At 69.6% G+C, this 20,515-nt stretch carries 16 protein-coding genes; 2 read left to right on the plus strand and 14 right to left on the minus strand.

Features of this window, described 5'->3' with window-relative positions; translation table 11 throughout:
- The 4 genes from VD659_RS11415 to sucC form a co-directional block, all read right to left on the minus strand.
- The gene (locus tag VD659_RS11415; protein ID WP_423261212.1) at window positions 1-1,248 is read right to left on the minus strand and encodes a DUF6350 family protein; all 1,248 of its coding nucleotides are present in this window, start codon (window positions 1,246-1,248) and stop codon (window positions 1-3) included.
- Between the two features lie 59 nt (window positions 1,249-1,307).
- Complete coding sequence (locus VD659_RS11420; protein ID WP_423261213.1) at window positions 1,308-1,823, minus strand: hypothetical protein; 516 nt, start codon at window positions 1,821-1,823, stop codon at window positions 1,308-1,310.
- 93 nt (window positions 1,824-1,916) lie between these two features.
- Window positions 1,917-2,819 carry a succinate--CoA ligase subunit alpha gene (sucD, locus tag VD659_RS11425; RefSeq protein WP_137837118.1) on the minus strand — a complete coding sequence of 301 codons (903 nt, stop codon included), beginning with the start codon at window positions 2,817-2,819 and terminating at the stop codon, window positions 1,917-1,919.
- 18 nt (window positions 2,820-2,837) lie between these two features.
- Window positions 2,838-4,007, minus strand: a complete 1,170-nt coding sequence (gene sucC, locus VD659_RS11430) for an ADP-forming succinate--CoA ligase subunit beta (protein ID WP_423261214.1) — start codon at window positions 4,005-4,007, stop codon at window positions 2,838-2,840.
- A gap of 222 nt (window positions 4,008-4,229) precedes the next feature.
- Here sucC and VD659_RS11435 point away from each other — a divergent pair, with 222 nt between their 5' ends.
- On the plus strand, window positions 4,230-6,266 hold the full coding sequence (locus tag VD659_RS11435) for a hypothetical protein (protein ID WP_423261215.1): 2,037 nt from the start codon (window positions 4,230-4,232) through the stop codon (window positions 6,264-6,266).
- A gap of 53 nt (window positions 6,267-6,319) precedes the next feature.
- Here the strand turns inward: VD659_RS11435 and VD659_RS11440 are convergent, their stop codons facing one another.
- Together VD659_RS11440 and VD659_RS11445 are read right to left on the minus strand one after the other, a co-directional pair.
- Window positions 6,320-8,770, minus strand: coding sequence for an ATP-dependent helicase (locus tag VD659_RS11440; RefSeq protein WP_423261216.1), 2,451 nt, complete (start codon window positions 8,768-8,770; stop codon window positions 6,320-6,322).
- A gap of 12 nt (window positions 8,771-8,782) precedes the next feature.
- Window positions 8,783-9,919: a glycerophosphodiester phosphodiesterase family protein gene (locus VD659_RS11445; RefSeq protein WP_423261218.1), complete on the minus strand. Its 1,137-nt coding sequence runs from the start codon at window positions 9,917-9,919 to the stop codon at window positions 8,783-8,785.
- Window positions 9,920-10,023: 104 nt separating this feature from the next.
- Here VD659_RS11445 and VD659_RS11450 point away from each other — a divergent pair, with 104 nt between their 5' ends.
- The gene (locus VD659_RS11450) at window positions 10,024-10,854 is read left to right on the plus strand and encodes a Bax inhibitor-1/YccA family protein (RefSeq protein ID WP_423261219.1); all 831 of its coding nucleotides are present in this window, start codon (window positions 10,024-10,026) and stop codon (window positions 10,852-10,854) included.
- 90 nt (window positions 10,855-10,944) lie between these two features.
- Here the strand turns inward: VD659_RS11450 and guaA are convergent, their stop codons facing one another.
- The 8 genes from guaA to guaB form a co-directional block, all read right to left on the minus strand.
- Window positions 10,945-12,492, minus strand: a complete 1,548-nt coding sequence (gene guaA / locus VD659_RS11455) for a glutamine-hydrolyzing GMP synthase (protein WP_423261220.1) — start codon at window positions 12,490-12,492, stop codon at window positions 10,945-10,947.
- 40 nt (window positions 12,493-12,532) lie between these two features.
- Window positions 12,533-12,982 (minus strand): DUF3817 domain-containing protein, encoded by a 450-nt coding sequence (locus VD659_RS11460; protein ID WP_423261221.1) that lies wholly within the window; start codon window positions 12,980-12,982, stop codon window positions 12,533-12,535.
- Between the two features lie 4 nt (window positions 12,983-12,986).
- Window positions 12,987-13,796 (minus strand): SURF1 family cytochrome oxidase biogenesis protein, encoded by an 810-nt coding sequence (locus tag VD659_RS11465; protein WP_423261222.1) that lies wholly within the window; start codon window positions 13,794-13,796, stop codon window positions 12,987-12,989.
- Between the two features lie 14 nt (window positions 13,797-13,810).
- A complete protein-coding gene (locus VD659_RS11470; RefSeq protein WP_423261223.1) occupies window positions 13,811-15,256 on the minus strand; it encodes a cation:proton antiporter in 1,446 nt (481 codons plus the stop codon).
- 9 nt (window positions 15,257-15,265) lie between these two features.
- Window positions 15,266-15,799 (minus strand): cation:proton antiporter regulatory subunit, encoded by a 534-nt coding sequence (locus VD659_RS11475; protein WP_423261224.1) that lies wholly within the window; start codon window positions 15,797-15,799, stop codon window positions 15,266-15,268.
- A 135-nt stretch (window positions 15,800-15,934) separates the two neighbouring features.
- Window positions 15,935-17,665, minus strand: coding sequence for a glycerol-3-phosphate dehydrogenase/oxidase (locus VD659_RS11480; protein WP_423261225.1), 1,731 nt, complete (start codon window positions 17,663-17,665; stop codon window positions 15,935-15,937).
- Between the two features lie 73 nt (window positions 17,666-17,738).
- Window positions 17,739-18,857 (minus strand): GuaB3 family IMP dehydrogenase-related protein, encoded by a 1,119-nt coding sequence (locus VD659_RS11485; protein ID WP_137837130.1) that lies wholly within the window; start codon window positions 18,855-18,857, stop codon window positions 17,739-17,741.
- 137 nt (window positions 18,858-18,994) lie between these two features.
- Window positions 18,995-20,497, minus strand: a complete 1,503-nt coding sequence (gene guaB, locus VD659_RS11490) for an IMP dehydrogenase (protein WP_423261226.1) — start codon at window positions 20,495-20,497, stop codon at window positions 18,995-18,997.
- Window positions 20,498-20,515: the final 18 nt, after the last annotated feature.

The following is a 20,515-nucleotide window of genomic DNA, read 5'->3' on the forward strand; positions in this document are numbered from 1 at the left end:
TCACAGTGTATCCGCCGCGCCGCGCCGCGAGGCCCCGGCGATCAGGCCGAGCAGCATCGAGACGGTGAGCTCGAGGAAGGCCCACACCCACACCCAGCCGGCGTCGGGCCCCACCTCGGCGAGCCGGCCCGGCCCGGCGGCCCCGCCCGACCACAGGGCGAGGAGAGCGAGGATGCTCGCCCCCACGGCTCCGGCCCCCACGGCGGTGAGCCCGAGACGCAAGCCCCTCCCGGCGCGACCCTCGACGCTCGCGAGGTAGCCCGGCCGCAGGGCGGCGGCTGTGAAGTAGCCCACCGCCACGGGCACCAGCAGACCCAGGAAGCCGAGCGCCGCGGTGCCGTGGGGCAGCGCGCCGAGCACCGGCAGCGACGGGACGAGCCCGAGCTGGGTGCCGAGAGGCGAGACCGCGGAGCCGGCGCCGAGCGCGAAGCCCGGGCCCACGAACCAGCTCGCCGTCCACACGATGAGGTTGGGCAGCAGCGCGAGTTGCGCGAGGGTGAGGGCGATGCCGCCCATCAGGCCCGACTGCAGGCTCTCGTAGAGGGAGACGATCGACGAGAAGTTGAACACCAGGATGAGGGCCATCGCGACGGCCGAGATGCCCACCACGGCCGCGGCGGCGATGGCGCCGGCCCGGAACGCGAGCACCACGAGGCCACGGTCGCCGGGGGCGATGGCGGCGATGCGCGCCGCCCAGCGCTGACGGATCGCGGAGCCCGGGCCGAACTCCACCGGCGCGACGCGGCGCGTGGCCCAGGCGTAGCCGATCGCCATGCCGAGGGCGTAGACGAAGGCGGGGTAGACGATGCTCTGCCCGACCGAGGGCAGAGCACCCGGGTCGCGTGAGCCGAGGCACACGAGCAGAGCGAACAGGGCGAGCGTCACGGCACCCGCGACGGCGCCCGTCACGGGATAGGCGGTCGCCGTCAGCCGCCGGCCGGAGCGCACGCCGAGCAGCACGGTCACGAGCGCGAAGCCGAGCAGGGCGATGCCCACCTCGAAGGGCAGCTCGGCCCCGGCCACGCCGAGGCGCAGCGCGATGGCCGGGTCGATGGTCAGCAGCAGGTCCACGCCGTTGCCGAGCAGCCAGAGATCCCCGGATGCGCGCCAGAACGACAGCCAGTCGACCGCGAGCCCGAACTGGGTGGCCCACAGGATGGTCAGGGGAACGAGCGGGATGCCCACGCCGATCGCGACGACGATCACCGCGTCGAGGGCGGAGAGCAGGGCGGTGATTGGGCGATTCATGCGTGGCCGAGCCTACCTGCCGGGTCGATGCATCCGCCGACGGCACGCCTGCGCTCAGCTCAGTGGAAGACCACCTTCAAGAAGATCACGATGACGCCGAGCAGCGCGGTCGCCAGCCCGCCGAGCAGGCACCAGTACCACCGGCTGCCCCGTTCGGCGAAGGCGAGCAGCCCGAGCAGGAAGAGCACCACCACTCCGACGACCAGGGCGAGGTCGTAGGCGACCGCCTCGGAGAGGGCTCCCGCAGCGCCGAGCGCGAGGAACAGCACGGGGATGACGGCCGAGGTGAGGAGCCCGGAGGAGTGCCGCACCGCGTCGGCCAGAGCCTGCCCGAGCGGGATCTCCTTGTCGCCCCGCTTGCCGTGGCGGGCGACGGTGGCCGCGAAGACGTGGGCGATCCAGAACACGAAGCTGGTCGCCACCACCACGACGAGCAGGCTGAAATCGCTCTCGCCGTCCTCGGCGAGCACGATGAGCGCGGTCACCAGGATCGTGCCGTAGATGGCTTCCGGCGTCACCACCTCGTGCCGCAGCCGCTGCGCCAGCGACATCCCGTCACGTCTCTCGGTGGTCATGGGAACATTCTGGCTTAACCGCGCGAGCCGTCAGGTCATCCCGTTCCGATCGTGTCGGTGCGGGACGAGCTGACGGCTCGAGGGGTGGATGCCCTACAAGGCGGCGTAGACCTCGCGGAGGAGGGCGGCGGTCTCGCTGGGCGTCTTACCCACGCGCACACCGGCGGCCTCGAGGGCCTCCTTCTTCGCCTGGGCGGTGCCGGCCGAGCCGGAGACGATGGCGCCGGCGTGGCCCATGGTCTTGCCCTCGGGGGCGGTGAAGCCCGCTACATAGCCCACGACGGGCTTCGTGACGTTCGCCTTGATGAAGTCGGCCGCGCGCTCCTCGGCGTCGCCGCCGATCTCGCCGATCATGACGATCGCCTTCGTCTCGGGGTCGGCCTCGAACGCGGCGAGCGCGTCGATGTGGGTCGTGCCGATGATGGGGTCGCCGCCGATTCCGATGGCGGTCGAGAAGCCGAGGTCGCGCAGCTCGTACATCATCTGGTAGGTCAGCGTGCCCGACTTCGAGACGAGGCCGATCGGGCCCTTGCCGGTGATGTTCGCCGGGGTGATGCCCACGAGCGCTTCGCCGGGGGTGATGATGCCGGGGCAGTTCGGGCCGATGATGCGGGTCTTGTTGCCCTTGGCCTTGGCGTAGGCCCAGGCCTCGGCCGAGTCCTGCACCGGGATGCCCTCGGTGATCACGACGAGCAGCGGGATCTCGGAGTCGATGGCCTCGATGATCGCGTCCTTCGAGAAGGCCGGGGGCACGAAGGCGATCGAGACGTCGGCGCCGGTGGCTTCGATGGCCTCGGCGACCGTGCCGAACACCGGCAGCTCGACGGGGTTGCCGTCCTTGTCGGTGTGGGAGACGGTGGTGCCGGCCTTGCGGGCGTTCACGCCGCCGAGCACCTGGGTGCCGGCCTTCAGCATGAGGGCGGTGTGCTTGGTGCCCTCACCGCCCGTGATGCCCTGCACGATGACCTTGGAGTCCTTGTTCAGAAAAATCGACATAGCTCTCTCGTCCTCTACTTACTTCGCAGCCGCGGCGAGCTCGGCTGCCTTGTCGGCGCCCTCGTCCATGGTGAGCGCCAGGGTCACGAGCGGGTGGGCCGCTTCCTCGAGGATGCGCCGCCCCTCCTCGACCTTGTTGCCGTCCAGGCGCACCACGAGGGGCTTGGTGGCGGTGTCGCCGAGCACCTCGAGGGCGCCGACGATGCCGTTGGCCACGGCGTCGCAGGCCGTGATGCCGCCGAAGACGTTCACGAACACGCTCTTCACCTGCTCGTCGCCGAGGATGACGTCGAGGCCGTTCGCCATCACCTGAGCGGATGCTCCGCCGCCGATGTCGAGGAAGTTGGCGGGCTTCACGCCGTCGTGCTTCTCACCGGCGTAGGAGACCACGTCGAGGGTCGACATCACGAGCCCAGCGCCGTTGCCGATCACGCCGACCTGGCCGTCGAGCTTCACGTAGTTGAGGTTCAGCTTCTTGGCCTTGGCCTCGAGCGGGTCGGCCGCTTCTGCGTCTTCGAGCGCCTCGTGGTTCGGGTGGCGGAAGTCGGCGTTCTCGTCGAGCGAGACCTTGCCGTCGAGGGCGATGATGTCGCCCTCCTCGGTGAGCACCAGCGGGTTCACCTCGACGAGCGTCGCATCCTCGCCCTTGTAGACGTCCCAGAGCTTCACGAACACCGGCGCGACCTTGTCGACGAGCTCGGCGGGGAACTTCGCCTCGACGGCGATCTTCTTCGCGGTCTCGAGGTCGATGCCGGCGATCGGGTCCACCTCGATGCGAGCGAGGGCCTCGGGGCGCTCGACGGCGAGCTGTTCGATCTCCATGCCGCCCTCGTAGCTCGTGAGCGAGAGGTAGGAGCGGTTGGCCCGGTCGAGCAGCACCGAGAAGTAGAACTCCTGCGCGATGCGGGCGCCGCCGGCGACCATCACGCGCTTCACGACGTGACCCTTGATGTCGAGGCCGAGAATCGCCTTCGCCGCCTCCTCGGCGACCTCCGGGTCTTTGGCCACCTTGACGCCGCCGGCTTTGCCGCGGCCGCCCACCTTGACCTGCGCCTTCACCACGGTGACGCCGCCGAGCTTCTCCGCAGCCGCCCTCACCTCGTCGGGCGTATCCGCGATGATGCCCGGCAGAACCGGAACGCCATAGCTCTCAAAGAGGTCTCGGGCTTGGTACTCGAATAGATCCACGCTGGTCTTCCAATCCGCTTTCTTCTCGCAGGTCCCTCGTACGGGACATGACTCAAGGCTCGCCGACAGGAGGTTTCCCCGTCGTCGATCCGGACACCATCTAAGACTCTACTCCCGCGGAGCCGGGCGTCTTGTCCTCCCCAACCCGGGCGCGAACGGCGGTTGTACACAGATTCGCGGCGGCCGTCCGCCCCTCGGATGCACGCCCGTCACCCTGTGTTCATGAACCCACGTCGTCGCCTCCTCGGAGGTCTCCTGCTCCTGCTCGCCACCCTCTCCGCCGCCTTGGCCGGTGCCGCGCAGCCCGCCTCTGCCGCGCACGCCCTCGGCCACGGCAACGGGGTTCTGTGGGACGGCGATCACGCGTCGTGGATCGGGAGCTACCGCCTCGACGACGGGAGTTCCGGCTACTGCATCGACGTCACCAAGCCGCAGCCCACCGGGTCCGACGTCGACTACGTCGACGGGCTGCTCTCGGGCCTGGTGCCGGCCGACGACGCGGCGCGATTGGCCTACCTCTCCCGCACCTGGGGCGACCCGGCCGATCCCTTCGAAGCGGCGGCCGCGCAGCTCGCCACCTGGACCATCACGGGCCTCGCCGGGCACGACCAGGCCTACTTCGCGCGCCGGGCCAACGGTCACGCCGGGGAGGTGCTCGACGCGGCGAACCACATGCTGCGACGCGCGGATGCGGCGGGTGGCGCCTCGCGCGGAGCCACCGCCTCCGTGAGGCTCGATCTGGCCGGGCCCGGCGGCTCGGTGACCCCTGAGCTCGTCGTCGACTACCTCGCGGGGCCGCAGACGGTGCCGCCCGGAACCCATGACGCGGTCGTCACGCTGCGGGGAGCGACCTTCGAGGACGGCTCCCGGGAGGCGTCGGTGCCGAACGGGCGCTCGCGCGGCATCCGGCCCGATCAGGCGGGGGCGACCGAGACCGTCGTGGCCGAGGTCTCCTACCGCGACCTCCCGTACGGCGGCCGGTTCCGCCTCGGCCGCAACACGGGAGCGGCTCAGAGCCTGCTCGTGACCGCGCCCTTCGGCGTGGACGCGCGGGCGCAGGCCTCCGCGACGGCTCCGAACGACCTGCCCTTCCGTCCGCGGGTGCAGACCAGCACGGGCTCCGTGATCGCCGAGGCGGGCGACCCGCTGGCCGACGAGCTCACGGTCGAGGTGCACCCGGAGTCTCCGACCGGCGGCGCCTGGGGCGTGTACGCCGCTTCGGACGGCTCGCTCAGGCCGATTCCGGTCGTGGTCTCGAGCACCCTGTGGGGCCCGTTCCCCCGCCGCCCTGCCGAAGCGGCCGGGCCGCCGGCCGACGGGCCGATCGTCTGCACCGTCGAGACCGTGATCGATGAGGGTCCCGTGCGCAGAACCACGCCGCCGTGCGTTCTGCCCGCGGCGGGCTACTACGTGTGGACCGATTCGATCGACCCCGGCCGTACGCCGGCCGACCGCGGCGGAGACCGGCTGCTGGGCTGGAGCTCCGGCTTCGGTGTCGCCGCCGAGACCACCCGTGTCGATGCGGCCCCGGCCATCGAGACCATGGCCTCGGTGAACCATCAGACGGGACCCGGATGCGTCAGCGACCGCTTGGGCGTGACCGGTCTTCCGGCGGGTGGCGACCCGATCGAGGTCGAGAGCACGCTCATCGGGCCACTGGCCGAGCGGCCCGCCCCGGGCAGCGTGCCGGAGCATCCGGGTGGGGCTCCGGTCGCGGGATCGGTGACGACCACCGTTCCGGGCGACGGGGAGTACGAGTCTCCGTGCATCGCGGTGTCCGCGCCCGGCTTCTACTACTTCGTGTTCACGGCGACTCCCCGTCCTCGGACTGTCTCGACGGCAGCGGCTTCCGGCGCCGGCACGCCGGCCACCGGCACCGGCCGACCGACCGGGTCGGGCGGGTCGGGCGGGTCGGGCGGGTCTGCGCCGACCGCCGGCTCTGGCCTCGGCGACCCGGCCGCCGAACCCGACGACGGGCTGGTGGCCGCCTTCAGCGACTCCCGCGTGCACGAGTTCGAGTCGATCGAGGTCGTGACCCCGCCGAGCGCGTCGCCACCGGCGACGCCGAGACCGACCTCGCCGCTCCCGCCCGGCGTCCCGGCAGGGCCCCCACCCACGCCGGCCGTCCCGGCGCTCCTCGCGCTGACGGGCTCCTCCGTGGGCGACGGCGGCCCGGTCTCCATCGCCGCAACCACGGCCACGATCATCGCGGGGCTCGCCGGGCTGGGCCTGGCGCTGCGCTCACGGAGGCGACCGTGAGCGCGGACTCCGCCGGGTCGGTCCCGCCCAGACGGCACCCGGAGGCGGTGAAGCTAGAGCTTCTCGATCGGCGCGATCTTGATGAGCAGTTTCTTGGGACCGGCCTGGTCGAACTGCACGTGGGCCACCCGCTTCGGTCCCACGCCGGTCACCTGGTTCACCCGGCCTTCACCGAAGTCGGTGTGACGGATCCGGTCGCCCGGCTCGAGCTCGAGGTCGCCGTTGTCGCGCACCTGACCGGTGACCCGGTTCGCCCATTCGGTCTTGGGGCGAGGAGGCGCGGGCGGCAAGCCGAAGCTCGAGTCGCTGTTCCAGCGCGAACCACCGCCGTAACCGCTCCGGCCGCGAGCGTTGAGCGCCCTCGGCTCCGTGCCACCGCGAGACGTCGCCATGCCGGGAGACTGGATCCAGTCGATCAGTTCGGCGGGGATCTCCTGCAGGTAGCGACTCGGCATCGCGACCGCGGTCTCGCCGAACTGCGCCCTCGTCATCGCGAGCGAGAGAAAGAGTCGCTGCTTGGCGCGCGTGATTCCCACGTAGAACAGGCGCCGTTCCTCCGCCGGTCCGCCCGGCTCGCCCGCCGACATCCGGTGCGGCAGCAGATCCTCCTCCACACCGGTGAGGAAGACGGCGTCGTACTCCAGGCCCTTCGCCGTGTGCAGGGTCATCAGCGAGACGGTGCCGCTCGAATCGTCGAGGTCGTCGACCGCCGCGACGAGGGAGACCTCGGTCAAGAAGTCGATCAGCGTGCCGTCCGGATTGTTGCGGTTGAACTCCTTCGTCACGGCGAGCAGCTCTTCGACGTTCTCGGCGCGCGCCTCGTCTTGCGGGTCGCGGCTCGCGCGGAGCATGGTGACGTAGTTGCTCCTCTCGATGAGCAGAGCCAGCACCTCGCTCACCGGAGCCTCGCCGCCCGCGCGCTCCGGGTTCACGAGCTCGGCGGCCTCGTCGAGCAGGGCGGCCAGCTGCAGGATGGCGCCCGTCACCTTCGGGCCGAGCCCGAGTTCTCCCGCGCGGCGCATGGCCTCGCGGTAGCTCACGTTCTCGCGCTCGGCATAGGAGGCGAGCTGGGTCTCCGTCGCCGGCCCGATGCCGCGCTTCGGCGTGTTCAGGATGCGCCGCAGCGCGAGGCCGTCGAAGGGGTTCGCCACCGCGGTGAGGTAGGCCATCACGTCTTTGATCTCGGCGCGCTCGTAGAACTTCGTGCCGCCGAGCACGCGGTACGGCAGTGCCGAGCGGATGAAGATCTCCTCCAGCGCTCTGGTCTGCGAGTTCGTGCGGTAGAACACCGCGATCTGGTTGTAGGCCATGCCGCCGTCGTGCAGCTTCGCGATCTCGTCGGCCACGAACTGCGCCTCGTCGTGCCCGGAGTAGCCGGTGAAGCCGACGATCTTCTCGCCGTCGCCCACGGCCGTCCAGAGCTTCTTGTCCTTGCGGTCGAAGTTGTTGGAGATCACCGAGTTCGCTGCCGAGAGGATGTTCTGCGTCGAGCGGTAGTTCTGCTCGAGCAGCACGACCTTGGCGCCCGGGAAGTCGCGCTCGAACTCCACGATGTTGCGGATGTCGGCGCCGCGGAACGCATAGATCGACTGGTCGGAGTCACCCACGACGGTGAGCGAGGCTCCCCCGCCGCCGAAGGCGGGAAGCCCGGCCAGCTGGTTCGACTCCGGCGGTTTCGTGAGCTCGCGGATGAGGGCGTACTGCGCGTGGTTGGTGTCCTGGTACTCGTCGACCAGGATGTGGCGGAACCGGCGCTGGTAGCTCTCGGCCACGTGCGGGAAGGCACGGAACAGGAACACCGTCTGACTGATCAGGTCGTCGAAGTCGAAGGCGTTGGCCTCGCGGAGCGCGCGCGAGTAGGCGCGGAAGATCTCCACGAACATCGCGTCCTGAGGGTCGGAGAAATTCGCCTGCCGGGCGTAGCTCTCCACGTCGGAGAGCTCGTTCTTGAGCTTCGAGATCTTGCCCGTCACCTGCGACACCGTGAACCCGAAGGTGTCGGCCTGGAGGTCTTTGATGATCCGCTTGACGAGGGCGCGCGAATCCTGGGAGTCGTAGATCGTGAAACTCTTCGTGAAACCGAAGTTCTCGGCCTCGCGCCGCAGGATGCGCACACACGCCGAGTGGAAGGTGGAGATCCACATCCCCTCCGCCACCTGGCCGAGCAGCTGGGCCACACGCTCGCGCATCTCGGCCGCGGCCTTGTTGGTGAAGGTGATGGCGAGGATCTGGCTCGGCCAGGCCTCACGGCCGCGGATGAGACTCGCGATGCGGTGGGTGAGAACGCGGGTCTTGCCACTGCCGGCACCCGCCACGATGAGCAGCGCGTGCCCGCGGTACACCACGGCTTCGCGTTGTTCCGGGTTCAGCCCGACGAGCAGCTCGTCGTCGGCCTCCTCGGCACCCGCTCCGCTACCCGGGCCGGTGACCCGGCCGTCGAAGCCTGGTCCGCCCACGATGATGGGAGTGACGCTGCCGGGGGTCGATTCGGTGGTTTCGCTCATGCTCCACCAAGTTTAGGCCGCGCCGCCGACGCTCCGTCGGGCGATCACCGCGAGATCCGGCTGATCGGCGAAGACCCCGTCGACACCGGCGGCGAACACGGCCGCGAACTCCCGCTCCCAGTCACCGAACGTCGCCGGGTCGCCGCCCGAGCGCAAGTTCGTGGGCAGGAACTCGTTCTCGGCGCGCAGCGTCCAGGTGAACACGTGGAGCCCGGCGGCGTGAGCCCGGTCGACGATGTCGGAGGCCGGCAGCGCAGCCCCCCGCTCGTCGCGCGGCAGCAGGATCGCCTTGTCCACGCTGATCCCGTCGACCTCGGCGGCGAGCGCCCGGAGTCCGGCGTCGGTCAGCTGCGAGGCGTAGCTCGGGGCGCCCGCTCCGTGCTGCACGATGGCGTCGAACGGGGAGCCCTCGACCTCGAGCAGGTAGACGTAGTGTGCCGGCAGGCCGGAGGCCCGCAAGGCGCGCAGCACGGTCATCTCGAACGACTCCACCACGAGCCGGCCCGACCCGAGGTCCCGCCCGCCGCGGTCCACCCACTCACCACGGCCGGCGCCAGCGTCACGGCCTGTCCGCTCGCGACGGCCGGTCCACTCGTCACGGCCAGTTCGCTCTCTCCTGTCGCCGTCGCGACCGCCCCACCCGGCCGCCGCGATCTCGGCGGCCACGATCTCGGCCGTCGCGAAGCCGGCAGCGTCGAAGTAGCTCGCATGCTTCACTTCCACCACGGCGGCGGCGTCGGCCTCCTCGGCCAGCCGCAGCACGTCCGTCAGGCGCAGCAGCCCGAACTGCCCGTCGAAGCCCGCGCTCGCCGGCCGGATGGCCGGGAGCCGCTCCCGCGCCCGCAGCGTCTGCAACTCGGGCCAGGTGAAGTCCTCGGTGAACCACCCGGTCGTGGGCACGCCGTCCACCTCTTTCGTGGTGCGGCGCGCGGCGAACTCCGGATGCGCGGCCACGTCGGTCGTGCCCGAGATCTCGTTCTCGTGGCGCACCACCGCCACCCCGTCCTTCGAAAGCACGACATCGGGCTCCACGGCATCCGCTCCCTGCGCGAAGGCGAGCTGATAGGCGGCGGCCGTGTGCTCAGGACGGTACCCGCTCGCACCGCGATGGCCGATCACGAGAGGAGCTGCGCGGCCGGCGCGGCTCACGGTTTCCCGCTCCGCGAACAGGGCGTACTTCCAGCCAGCCGCCCATGAGGGTGCACTAAGTTAACAGTGTCCACGTTCACGTTCCACACATAGAAGAGACTGACATGGCAGAGGCATCTTCCAGCAATCCGGCGTTCTCGCGCAATCCCGTCTTCAACGGCAAGGCCGTCGCGCCGCAGACGCCGACGATCTCGGCCGAGGGTCTGCAAGACCTCTACGACCGCCCGGCGGCCACCCCCTCCGAGACCGACCGCATGAGCTACGACGACACGATCATCAAGACGGTCGGCCTGTTCGCCGTCTTCCTGGTGACCGCGGCCATCGGCTTCTTCACCAACATCCCGCTCCCGACTCCGCTCGGCATCGGCCTCCTCGTCGTGGGAGCGATCGGCGGATTCGCGCTGGGCCTCGTCAACGCCTTCAAGCGCGAGCCCTCGGTTCCGCTCATCCTGCTCTACGCGGCCTTCGAGGGCCTCGCGATCGGTGCGATCTCCGGCTTCTTCGAGGCCCAGTGGTCGGGCATCGTCATCCAGGCCGTGCTCGCGACCCTCGCCGTGTTCGGCGTCACGCTCGCGCTGTTCGCGAGCGGCAAAGTGCGCGCCTCGAAGCGGGCCACCAAGGTCTTCCTCATCGCGATGGTCGGCTACCTGGTGTTCTCGCTGCTCAACTTCGTGCTGATGATCACCGGGCTCAACACCAACCCCTGGGGCCTCCGCGGCGCCGTCATCTTCGGCATCCCGCTCGGCCTCGTCATCGGCGTGCTCGTGGTCATCATGGCGGCGTACTCGCTCGTGCTCGACTTCGACGCCATCCAGCGCGGTGTCAAGGGCGGCGCCCCCCGCAAGTACGGCTGGTCGGCCGCGTTCGGCCTGATGACCACGATCGTCTGGCTCTACCTCGAGCTGCTGCGCATCCTGGCGATCTTCAGAAACTAGGCTCGGCGCACACCGCCGAACGACGAAGAAGGGCCCGTCCACCAGGACGGGCCCTTCTTCGTCTCCGCTAGTACGGAAAGGGGCGGAGTCTCACTCCCACTCGATGGTGCCCGGCGGCTTCGACGTCACGTCGAGCACCACGCGGTTCACGCCCGAGACCTCGTTGGTGATGCGGTTCGAGATGCGCGCGAGCACGTCGTACGGAAGCCGCGTCCAGTCGGCAGTCATGGCGTCTTCGCTCGACACCGGGCGCAGCACGATCGGGTGACCGTAGGTACGGCCGTCTCCCTGCACGCCCACCGAGCGCACGTCGGCCAGCAGCACGACCGGGCACTGCCAGATCTCGGCGTCGAGGCCCGCGGCGGTGAGCTCGGCGCGCACGATCGCGTCGGCCTGCCGCAACAGCTCGAGGCGCTCGAAGGTGACCTCGCCGACGATGCGGATGCCGAGACCGGGGCCGGGGAAGGGCTGACGACCGACGATGGCCTCCGGCAGGCCGAGCTGACGCCCGATGGCCCGCACCTCGTCTTTGAAGAGCGCACGAAGCGGCTCGACGAGTTCGAACTGCAGGTCTTCGGGAAGACCGCCCACGTTGTGGTGGCTCTTGATGTTGGCCGTGCCGCTGCCGCCGCCCGACTCCACCACGTCGGGGTAGAGCGTGCCCTGCACGAGGAAGCGGATGGGGTCGCCGTCGGCCGCGGCCTCGGCGATGAGCTCGGCCTGGGTCTGCTCGAAGGTGCGGATGAATTCGCGCCCGATGATCTTGCGCTTCTCCTCCGGGTCGCTGACGCCGGCGAGGGCGCTCAAGAACCGCTCCCGCGCATCCACGGTCACGAGCCGAACGCCGGTGGAGGCCACGTAGTCCTCTTCCACCTGGCGGCGCTCGCCCTCGCGGAGGAGGCCGTGGTCGACGAAGACGCAGACCAGCTGGTCTCCGACGGCCTCGTGCACGAGCGCGCCGGCGACGGCGGAGTCGACCCCGCCGGAAAGGGCGCAGATGACCTTGCCGGTGCCCACCTGGGCGCGGATCGCGGCCACCTGGTCGGCGATGACGTTGCCGGGATTCCAGTCGGCCGGGATCCCCGCGGCGCGATGCAGGAAGTTCACGAGCAGGTCTTGGCCGTACTGCGTGTGCTTGACCTCGGGGTGCCACTGCACGCCGTAGAGACCACGCGCGGGATTGGCGAAGGCGGCGACGGGCGTGGACGAGGTGCTCGCGAGAACGTCGAAGCCCTCGGGGGCCTGCACCACGGAGTCGCCGTGGCTCATCCAGACGGTCTGGGCGAGCGGCTGGTCGCGCAGCAGGGTGCCGCCCTCGCCCACCGACATGTCGGTGGCGCCGTACTCGCGAGCGCCGGTCTGTGCGACCTCGCCACCGAGCGCGCGCGCCATCACCTGGAAGCCGTAGCAGATACCCATCACGGGAACGCCCAGCTCGAAGATCGCCGGGTCGAACTCGGGGGCCCCGTCTTCATAGACGCTCGACGGGCCGCCGCTCAGCACGATGCCCACGGGGTTCTTCGCCGCCACCTCAGCGGCGCTGATCGAGTGCGGCACGATCTCGGAGTAGACGCTCGCCTCGCGCACGCGGCGGGCGATGAGCTGCGCGTACTGGGCGCCGAAGTCGACCACCAGCACCGGACGAGTCAGTTCCTCATGGTTCGGGGTTTCTGATCCGCTAATGGGAGGCCTCCACTGGCTCGGGGTTCGCGGCCTCCGCTTCGCGGGAGGCCAGGTAGCTCTTCACCTCGCGCGCGATGCGCGCCTCGAGGAAGAAGGAAAGGAAGGGGATGACGCCGCCGAGCGCGATCACGATGAACCGCGAGAAGGGCCAGCGCATGAGGCTCCACAGCCGGAAGTCGGAGAAGAGGTAGACCACGTAGAACCAGCCGTGCACGATCAGGATGGCGGTGCTGAGGTTCACGGCGACGACGGTGCCCACCGGCACCAGGCTGAGGAACCCGTGCGGGCCGCCGAGCTGCAGTTCGAGGCCGATCGGGGTGTATTTCAGCACCATCTCTGCGCACAGGAGCAGCAGCAGGGTTCCGGTGATGATGGAGGCGACCTGATAGAACTTGAGCGCTCCGCGGATGCGCGGAAAGTCCTTCGGTTTCGGTGCGAGAGCCATGAAACTAGCCTACCCGCGCATCCGGAGCGTTTCCCGCGGCTTCGGCAGCCTCTTCCTGCTCGCGTTCCCAGGCGTCGCGCACGAGGCGGTACCAGAAATAGACGGCGAAGCCGGCGAACACCACCCACTCGGCGGCGTAGAAGATGTTGAGCCAGTTCAGCTGCACCGACTGGTCGGGCATCGGCGAGGCGATGGCCGTCGTGCCGGCGGTCGGGGTCTCGCTCACCACGTAGCCGCCGTAGACGTCGGCGGATGCGTCGAACTCGGCCCACTGGTTGACGAACGCCGAGACCGACATCGTGGTGCCGAGGGGCCCGCCGTCGAGCGCGGTGACTCCGATCAGCGGCTTCTGCGCATCCGTCACGACCGGCCCCTCGGTGGGCAGGTAGCGTCCGGTCAGGGTCTCGGATGCCGTGCTCCCCGCCGAGCGGAGCCCCTGTGCCGTGCTCGTCGCGAGCGCGGGATCGGTGGTGAACCCCAGCGCCACGGCCAGGTAGGTGTCGGCGGGAGAGTCGACCGCGAACTGGCCGATCACCCAATAGCCCGAGGTGCCGTCGTTCAGACGCTTGCCGAGGATGTCGAAACCGGAGGGGACATAGTGCCCCGTCACCTCGACGCGTTGCGCCGCCTCGGTACCGAGCACGGGCTGCTGCGGCTGCGACACCTCATGCAGCGGGCGAACGGTCTCGGTGTCGCTGTTCACCACGGTGCCGGTCGACACGGCGCGCTCGAGCTGCCACTGGCCCAGGGCCGCGAAGCCCCCGGCCACGGCGAGGGAGAGCACGAGAGCGCCGATCCATCGCGGTCGTCGCATGAGATGGAAGATCGTCAATACTCGCTGTCTCTCTGGCTCGGGTTCTGGGTCTGCTCGTCGGACTGCTGCATCGCCTGCTCGATGAGCCGCTCGGTCTCGGGGGCCACGGCGTCATCGGAGGCCGCGTCGGCCTCCACGGGGACCGTCCGCGACGGCGCCGTCTCCGCGGTGGTCGCGCGCGGGCTGGAGATCGTGCCTTCCATCAAGGCGATCGCCTCAGCTCGGGACAGGCTCTCGGCCGGGTCGGAAATGCTTCCCGCGGCGCCCGTGCCGGCCGCCGCCGGCGCCTTCTTGGCCGGCCTGAGGATGGCCGCTCCGATGCGCTCCGAGTTCACCGCCAGGATGGGCCCCATGATGGCCATGATGAGCACGTACAGGCCGGCGAACGGCTGGATGCGCGCGTCCAGCCCTGCCCCGAGCGCGAGCGTCGCGAGGATGAGCGCGAACTCCCCGCGGTTCTGCAGGATGGCGGCCGTGTTGATTCCCGCCTGCGGGCCCAGACCGTTCAGCCAGGCCACGAACTGCCCGGCGACGATGTTGAGCACCACTGTCATGACGACCGCCACCACGACGGGAACGATCACCTCGGGAAACTTCGACGGGTCGAGCCCGAGCCCGAAGTTCAAGAAGAAGAAGGCTCCGAACACGTCCCGCAAGGGGATGGCGATCTGCTCGATCTTGTTGCGGTAGCGGGTGGCACCCAGCACGAGTCCGATCAGGAACGCGCCGATCGCATCCGTCACCCCGAGGATCTCGCCGAGACCGCCGAACATGATGGCGAGGCCGAAGAACAGGATGGTGAAGAGCTCGTCGTCTTTGGTGCGGAACAGCCTCGACACGAAGCGCCCGCCCCAGCGCGCGACCGCGAACATCACCACCAGGAACACGAACGACACCGCGAGCTTGCCCACCACCGGCCAGATCTCGGTCTCGCCCGAGAGCACCACCGAGACGATCGCGAGGTAGATGGCGATGAAGACGTCTTCGACCACCGTGACGCCGAGGATCATCGGCGTCTCGCGGTTGGCGAGGCGGTTGAGCTCGATCAGCAGCTTCGTGACGATGGCGCTCGACGAGGTGGCGGTGATGCCCGCGATCACGAGCGCTTCGCGCGAGCCCCAGCCCACCAGGAAACCGAAGGCGAAGCCCACCGCCATGTTGATGGCGATGTAGGAGCCGCCCGAGATCAGCAGCTTGCCGACGTTGCCGAAGAACTCGTCCTGGTCGAACTCCAGACCGAGGTTGAACAGCAGCAGGATGAGCCCGATCACGGCGATGAGCTGGATGTACTCGCTGTGCGTGAAGTCGATCGGGAACCACCCGAAGAACGGGCTCGCCAAGAGCCCCACGACCATGTAGATCGGAATGGCGGGGAGCCCGATCGACTTGCCGAGGCGCCCCAGCACATAGGCGATGACGAACAGGACGCCGAGGACGAGGAGGTCGGGGCCTAGGTGCATCCGCCCGGCCTAGCTTTTACCGGGCGGACCGTCGACGACTCCGACCTTCTTCAGCTCGCCCGTGCGGAAGAAGTTGAAGGCCTTCGCGACCTTCTCGGGCGACCCGGCCACCACGAGGGTGTCGCCGGGGAAGACCTTGAAGTCGGGGGCAGGGGCGGGGTTGGTGGACTCGCCGCGCACGACGGCCACCACGGTGAGGCCGGCGATCCCGCGCTCGGCCGGGCTGCCGAGCGGCTGCCCGGCGATGTGGTCTTCGTAGTCGACCGTGAACCAGTCGATGCTGAGGCCCGGGATCTGGTCGAGCGCCGTGAGCGACTCGGTGATCTGGGTGCCGCCGAGCAACTCGGCGAGGGTGTGCGCCTCGTCTTCGGAGAGGCGCAGCGACACCTTCGTCGCATCCGGCCCGCCGTCGTCGTCGGAGAAGGTGATCAGGTCGCTGTGCCCCGAGCGGTGCGCGATCACGCCCACCTTGCCCCCGTCGGACGTGATGAAGGTGTGCAGCACCCCCACGCCGGGAAGCTTCACGCGGCGAACGTCGACCATTGCTGTCTCCTCCAGAAGTCATCGCGGAATCGCGATACCTCCATTTTAGGCCCGGCCGGAGAGAGCACCGGCCGGGTCCTGTCAGCCTGTGGAGAACGAGACGCGATGGCGCGCCGTGGAGAACTCAGGCGGCACTCAGTCGGCGGCCACGATGTCCGGCGCCTCGAGCCGGATGCGCTCAGCCGATTCGTCGTCGGGCTGCAGCTGGCTCGCGCGCTCCGCCGCCACCCGTTCGAGGTAGAAGGCCACCTCGCGCTCGATCTGCTCGTCGTCCCAGCCCAGCACCCCGCCCATCAGCCGTGCGGCCACCGGCGCGGCCGAGACCCCGCGGTCCCAGGCCTCGATCGAGATGCGGGTGCGGCGGGCGAGCACGTCGTCGAGGTGCAGGGCGCTCTCGTGCGAGGCGGCATAGACCACCTCAGCTCCGATGTAGTCGTCGGCACCGGGCAGCGGGTCGGCCAGCGTCGGGTCGTCGAGAATGAGGTCGAGCAGCTCGTCGGTGAGGGTTCCGTAGCGGTTCAGCAGGTGCTCGATCCGCACGGTGTGCACTCCGAACTTGCGCGCGATCTTGCCGCGCTTGTTCCAGGCCGCCTGGTACCCCTCCGCGCCGAGCAGCGCGATGTCCTGCGTGACCGAGGGCGAGATCTTGCCGTCGAGGGCCGAGACCGCCGCATCGATCGCATCCTTCGCCATGATGCGGTAGGTGGTCCACTTGCCGCCCGCGATCACCACCAGGCCAGGCACCGAGTGCGCCACGAGGTGCTCGCGCGAGAGCTTGGAGGTCTGGTCGCTCTCTCCGGCGAGCAGGGGGCGCAGGCCCGCGTAGACACCCTCCACGTCCTCCCGCGTGAGCGGCACCGCGAGAACCTTGTTGACGTGCTCCAGCACGTAGTCGATGTCGGCGGCGGTGGCGGCCGGATGCGCCTTGTCCAGGTGCCAGTCGGTGTCGGTCGTGCCGATGAGCCAGTGCCGGCCCCACGGGATGACGAACAGCACACTCTTCTCGGTGCGCAGCAGCAGCCCCGACTTGCCCTGGAAGCGGTCGCGCGGCACCACGAGGTGGATGCCCTTCGAGGCGCGCACCTTGAACTGGCCGCGCTCGCCCACCATGGCCTGCGTCTCGTCGGTCCAGACACCGGTGGCGTTCACGACCTGCTTGGCGCGGATCTCGAACTTCTCCCCCGTCTCGAGGTCGTGGGCGTGCACGCCCACGACGCGCTCCCCCACCTTGATGAAGCCCTCCACCTTCACCCGGCTGGCCACGTGGGCACCGTACGAGGAGGCGGTGCGCGCGAGGCTCGCCACGTAGCGGGCGTCGTCGACCTGGGCGTCGTAGTAGGTCATGCCGCCCACGAAGGCATCCTTCGCGAGGCTCGGCATGAGCGCCTGCACCTGGCGCTTAGAGAGGTGGCGGTGGTGCGGAACCCCGGGAGGGCGGCCCCCGGTGTAGGAGAAGATGTCGTAGAGCAGCATGCCGGCGCCGACGTAGGCCCGCTCGATCACCCGCTTGTTCAACGGGTAGAGAAAGCGCACGGGCTTCACGAGGTGCGGCGCGATGCGCTGCAGCAGCAGACCGCGCTCGATCAGGGCCTCGCGCACCAGCCGGAAATCGAGCTGCTCGAGGTAGCGGATGCCGCCGTGCACGAGCTTCGACGAGCGGCTCGAGGTGCCGGAGGCCCAGTCACGGGCCTCGACCAGGCCGACCCGCAGACCGCGGGTCACCGCATCCAGCGCGCTGCCGGTTCCGACGATGCCGCCGCCCACCACGAGGATGTCGAGCTCTTTCGACTTCAGCGTCTCGATGGCCGCCGCCCGCTCCTCCGGCCCGATCTTGGTGGAGTGCGAAACCGAGTTGTTCGTGGCCATGGGACTCTCCTTCAGCGCAGCGTCATCGCAGACTCACCCTCGGGCCGGCAGCCCACGGTGTCTGCTCCCCACGCTAATGACCCAGGTAGGGAGCCACAACCACTTCGATGCGCTGGAATTCCTTGAGGTCGGAGTAACCGGTGGTCGCCATCGAGCGGCGCAGCGCGCCGATCAGGTTGGCGGTACCGTCGGCGACCGGCGAGGGCCCGTAGAGCACCTGCTCGAGCGACGCCACCTGGCCGACATGGACGCGGTTGCCGCGCGGCAGCTGCGAGTGGTGCGCCTCGGGACCCCAGTGCCAGCCGCCGCCGGGGGCGTCGCTGGCGCGGGCGAGCGCGGTGCCGAGCATGACGGCATCCGCTCCCATCGAGATGGCCTTCACGATGTCGCCGGAGGTGCCGAGGCCGCCGTCGGCGATCACGTGCACGTAGCGGCCACCCGACTCGTCCATGTAGTCACGGCGGGCGCCGGCCACGTCGGCGACGGCCGTGGCCATGGGGGCGTGGATGCCGAGGGTCGCGCGGGTGGTGGATGCCGCGCCGCCGCCGAAGCCCACGAGCACGCCGGCTGCGCCGGTGCGCATGAGGTGCAGGGCCGCCGTGTAAGTGGCGGCGCCGCCGACGATGACGGGCACGTCGAGTTCGTAGATGAACTTCTTGAGGTTGAGCGGTTCGACGGTCTTCGACACGTGCTCGGCCGAGACGGTGGTGCCCCGGATGACGAACAGGTCGACGCCGGCGGCGACGACCGTCTCGTAGAGCTCCTGGGTGCGCTGCGGCGAGAGCGCGCCGGCGACGGTCACTCCGGATGCGCGGATCTCGGCCAGGCGGGCGGCGACCAGCTCGGGCTTGATGGGCTCGGCGTAGATCTGCTGCATCCGCTCGGTGGCGCGACCCTCGGGCAGTTCGCGGATCTCCGCGAGCAGGGGCTCGGGGTCTTCGTAGCGGGTCCACAGACCCTCGAGGTCGAGCACGCCGAGGCCGCCGAGCTGCCCGATCATGATGGCGGTCTGCGGCGAGACCACCGAGTCCATCGGGGCGGCGAGCACCGGGATGTCGAAGTGGTACGCGTCGATCGACCAGCTCACCGAGACGTCCTGCGGGTCGCGCGTCCGGCGCGAGGGGACGACGGCGATGTCGTCGAAGGCGTAGACGCGGCGGCCCCGCTTGGAGCGTCCGATTTCAATTTCCATCACGCCTCATCCTATCCGGCGCACTCCCCCACGACGCGAAGCGAGCCGGCCGAGGTTCTCGCTCCCGCCGCCTTCGAGCTCCGCTCAACCGAAGGCGGGAGCGAGAACCTCGGCCGGCTCGCATCCCGCGAATGAACTCAGCGCCGGTAGTTCGGCGCCTCCACCACCATCTGCACGTCGTGCGGGTGCGACTCCTTGAGCCCGGCAGCGGTGATGCGCACGAAGCGCCCCTTCTGCTTGAGCTCGGGGATGGTGCGTGCGCCCACGTAGAACATCGACTGGCGGAGTCCGCCCGCCAGCTGGTAGGCCACGTTCGCCAGCGGACCGCGGTAGGGCACCTGGCCCTCGATCCCTTCGGCGATGAGCTTGTCGTCCGACGGCACGTCGGACTGGAAATAGCGGTCCTTGGAATACGACGTCTTCTCACCGCGGGTCTGCAGCGCGCCGAGCGAGCCCATGCCGCGGTAGTTCTTGAACTGCTTGCCGTTGACGAACACGAGATCGCCGGGGCTCTCGTCGCAGCCGGCGAGCAGCGAGCCGAGCATCACGGTGTCGGCGCCCGCGACGAGTGCCTTCGCGATGTCTCCCGAGTACTGCAGGCCGCCGTCGGCGATCACCGGAACCCCGGCCTCGCGCGCCGCGAGCGACGCCTCGTAGACCGCGGTCACCTGGGGCACGCCGACGCCCGCCACCACACGCGTGGTGCAGATCGAGCCCGGCCCGACGCCCACCTTGATGGCGTCGGCGCCCGCGTCGACCAGAGCCTGCGCACCGGAGCGCGTGGCGACGTTGCCGCCGATCACGTCGACGCCGGCGAAGGCGGAGTCGCTCTTCAGGCGGCGGATGATCTCGAGCACGCCGGCGCTGTCGCCGTTGGCCGTGTCGACCACGATCACGTCGACGCCCGCGTCGAGCAGGTTCGTGGCGCGCTGCCAGGCGTCACCGAAGAAGCCGATCGCGGCACCGACGCGCAGCCGGCCCGCCGCATCCTTCGTGGCGTTCGGGTACTTCTCGCTCTTGTCGAAGTCCTTGACCGTGATGAGGCCGCTCAGACGCCCGGCGTCGTCGACGATCGGGAGCTTCTCGATCTTGTGCTGGGCGAAGATGGCGATCGCGTCGTCCGGGTCGACGCCGACCCGGGCGGTGATCAGGGGCATCTTCGTCATCACGTCGCGCACGAGCGTCGTGGACTTCTCGAAGGGTGAGACGAAGCGCATGTCGCGGTTGGTCACGATCCCCACCAGCACCCCGCTGCCGTCGACCACGGGAAGGCCGCTCACGCGGTACATGCCGCAGAGCGCGTCGACTTCGGCGACCGTCGCATCCGGGGTCGTGGTGACGGGGTCGGTCACCATGCCCGACTCGCTGCGCTTCACGCGGTCGACCTGCTCGGCCTGATCGGCGATGGAGAGGTTGCGGTGCAAGACGCCCAGGCCGCCCTCGCGCGCCATGGCCACGGCCATGCGCGACTCGGTCACGGTGTCCATGGCGGCCGAGAGGAGCGGGGTCGCCACCTGGATGCGCCGCGTGAGCCGCGACGAGGTGTCCGCTTCACTGGGGATGACGTCGGTGTGCCCGGGCAGGAGCATCACGTCGTCGTACGTCAGTCCTACAAAGCCGAACGGATCCGCCTGGTCCATACACTCCTCGTTTCTGTG

Origin of the sequence: Herbiconiux sp. 11R-BC, from assembly GCF_049472555.1 — a bacterium.
Lineage (GTDB): Bacteria > Actinomycetota > Actinomycetes > Actinomycetales > Microbacteriaceae > Herbiconiux.

Bases quoted from the DNA above. Each gene is read 5' to 3' on its own strand.
- guaB (WP_423261226.1), bottom strand. From the start codon at position 20,497: ATGGACCAGGCGGATCCGTTCGGCTTTGTAGGACTGACGTACGACGAC.
- VD659_RS11475 (WP_423261224.1), bottom strand. From the start codon at position 15,799: ATGGTCGACGTTCGCCGCGTGAAGCTTCCCGGCGTGGGGGTGCTGCAC.
- VD659_RS11470 (WP_423261223.1), bottom strand. From the start codon at position 15,256: ATGCACCTAGGCCCCGACCTCCTCGTCCTCGGCGTCCTGTTCGTCATC.
- VD659_RS11480 (WP_423261225.1), bottom strand. From the start codon at position 17,665: ATGGCCACGAACAACTCGGTTTCGCACTCCACCAAGATCGGGCCGGAG.
- VD659_RS11465 (WP_423261222.1), bottom strand. From the start codon at position 13,796: ATGCGACGACCGCGATGGATCGGCGCTCTCGTGCTCTCCCTCGCCGTG.
- VD659_RS11450 (WP_423261219.1), top strand. From the start codon at position 10,024: ATGGCAGAGGCATCTTCCAGCAATCCGGCGTTCTCGCGCAATCCCGTC.
- VD659_RS11415 (WP_423261212.1), bottom strand. From the start codon at position 1,248: ATGAATCGCCCAATCACCGCCCTGCTCTCCGCCCTCGACGCGGTGATC.
- sucD (WP_137837118.1), bottom strand. From the start codon at position 2,819: ATGTCGATTTTTCTGAACAAGGACTCCAAGGTCATCGTGCAGGGCATC.
- VD659_RS11440 (WP_423261216.1), bottom strand. From the start codon at position 8,770: ATGAGCGAAACCACCGAATCGACCCCCGGCAGCGTCACTCCCATCATC.
- VD659_RS11460 (WP_423261221.1), bottom strand. From the start codon at position 12,982: ATGGCTCTCGCACCGAAACCGAAGGACTTTCCGCGCATCCGCGGAGCG.
- VD659_RS11435 (WP_423261215.1), top strand. From the start codon at position 4,230: ATGAACCCACGTCGTCGCCTCCTCGGAGGTCTCCTGCTCCTGCTCGCC.
- VD659_RS11485 (WP_137837130.1), bottom strand. From the start codon at position 18,857: ATGGAAATTGAAATCGGACGCTCCAAGCGGGGCCGCCGCGTCTACGCC.
- VD659_RS11420 (WP_423261213.1), bottom strand. From the start codon at position 1,823: ATGACCACCGAGAGACGTGACGGGATGTCGCTGGCGCAGCGGCTGCGG.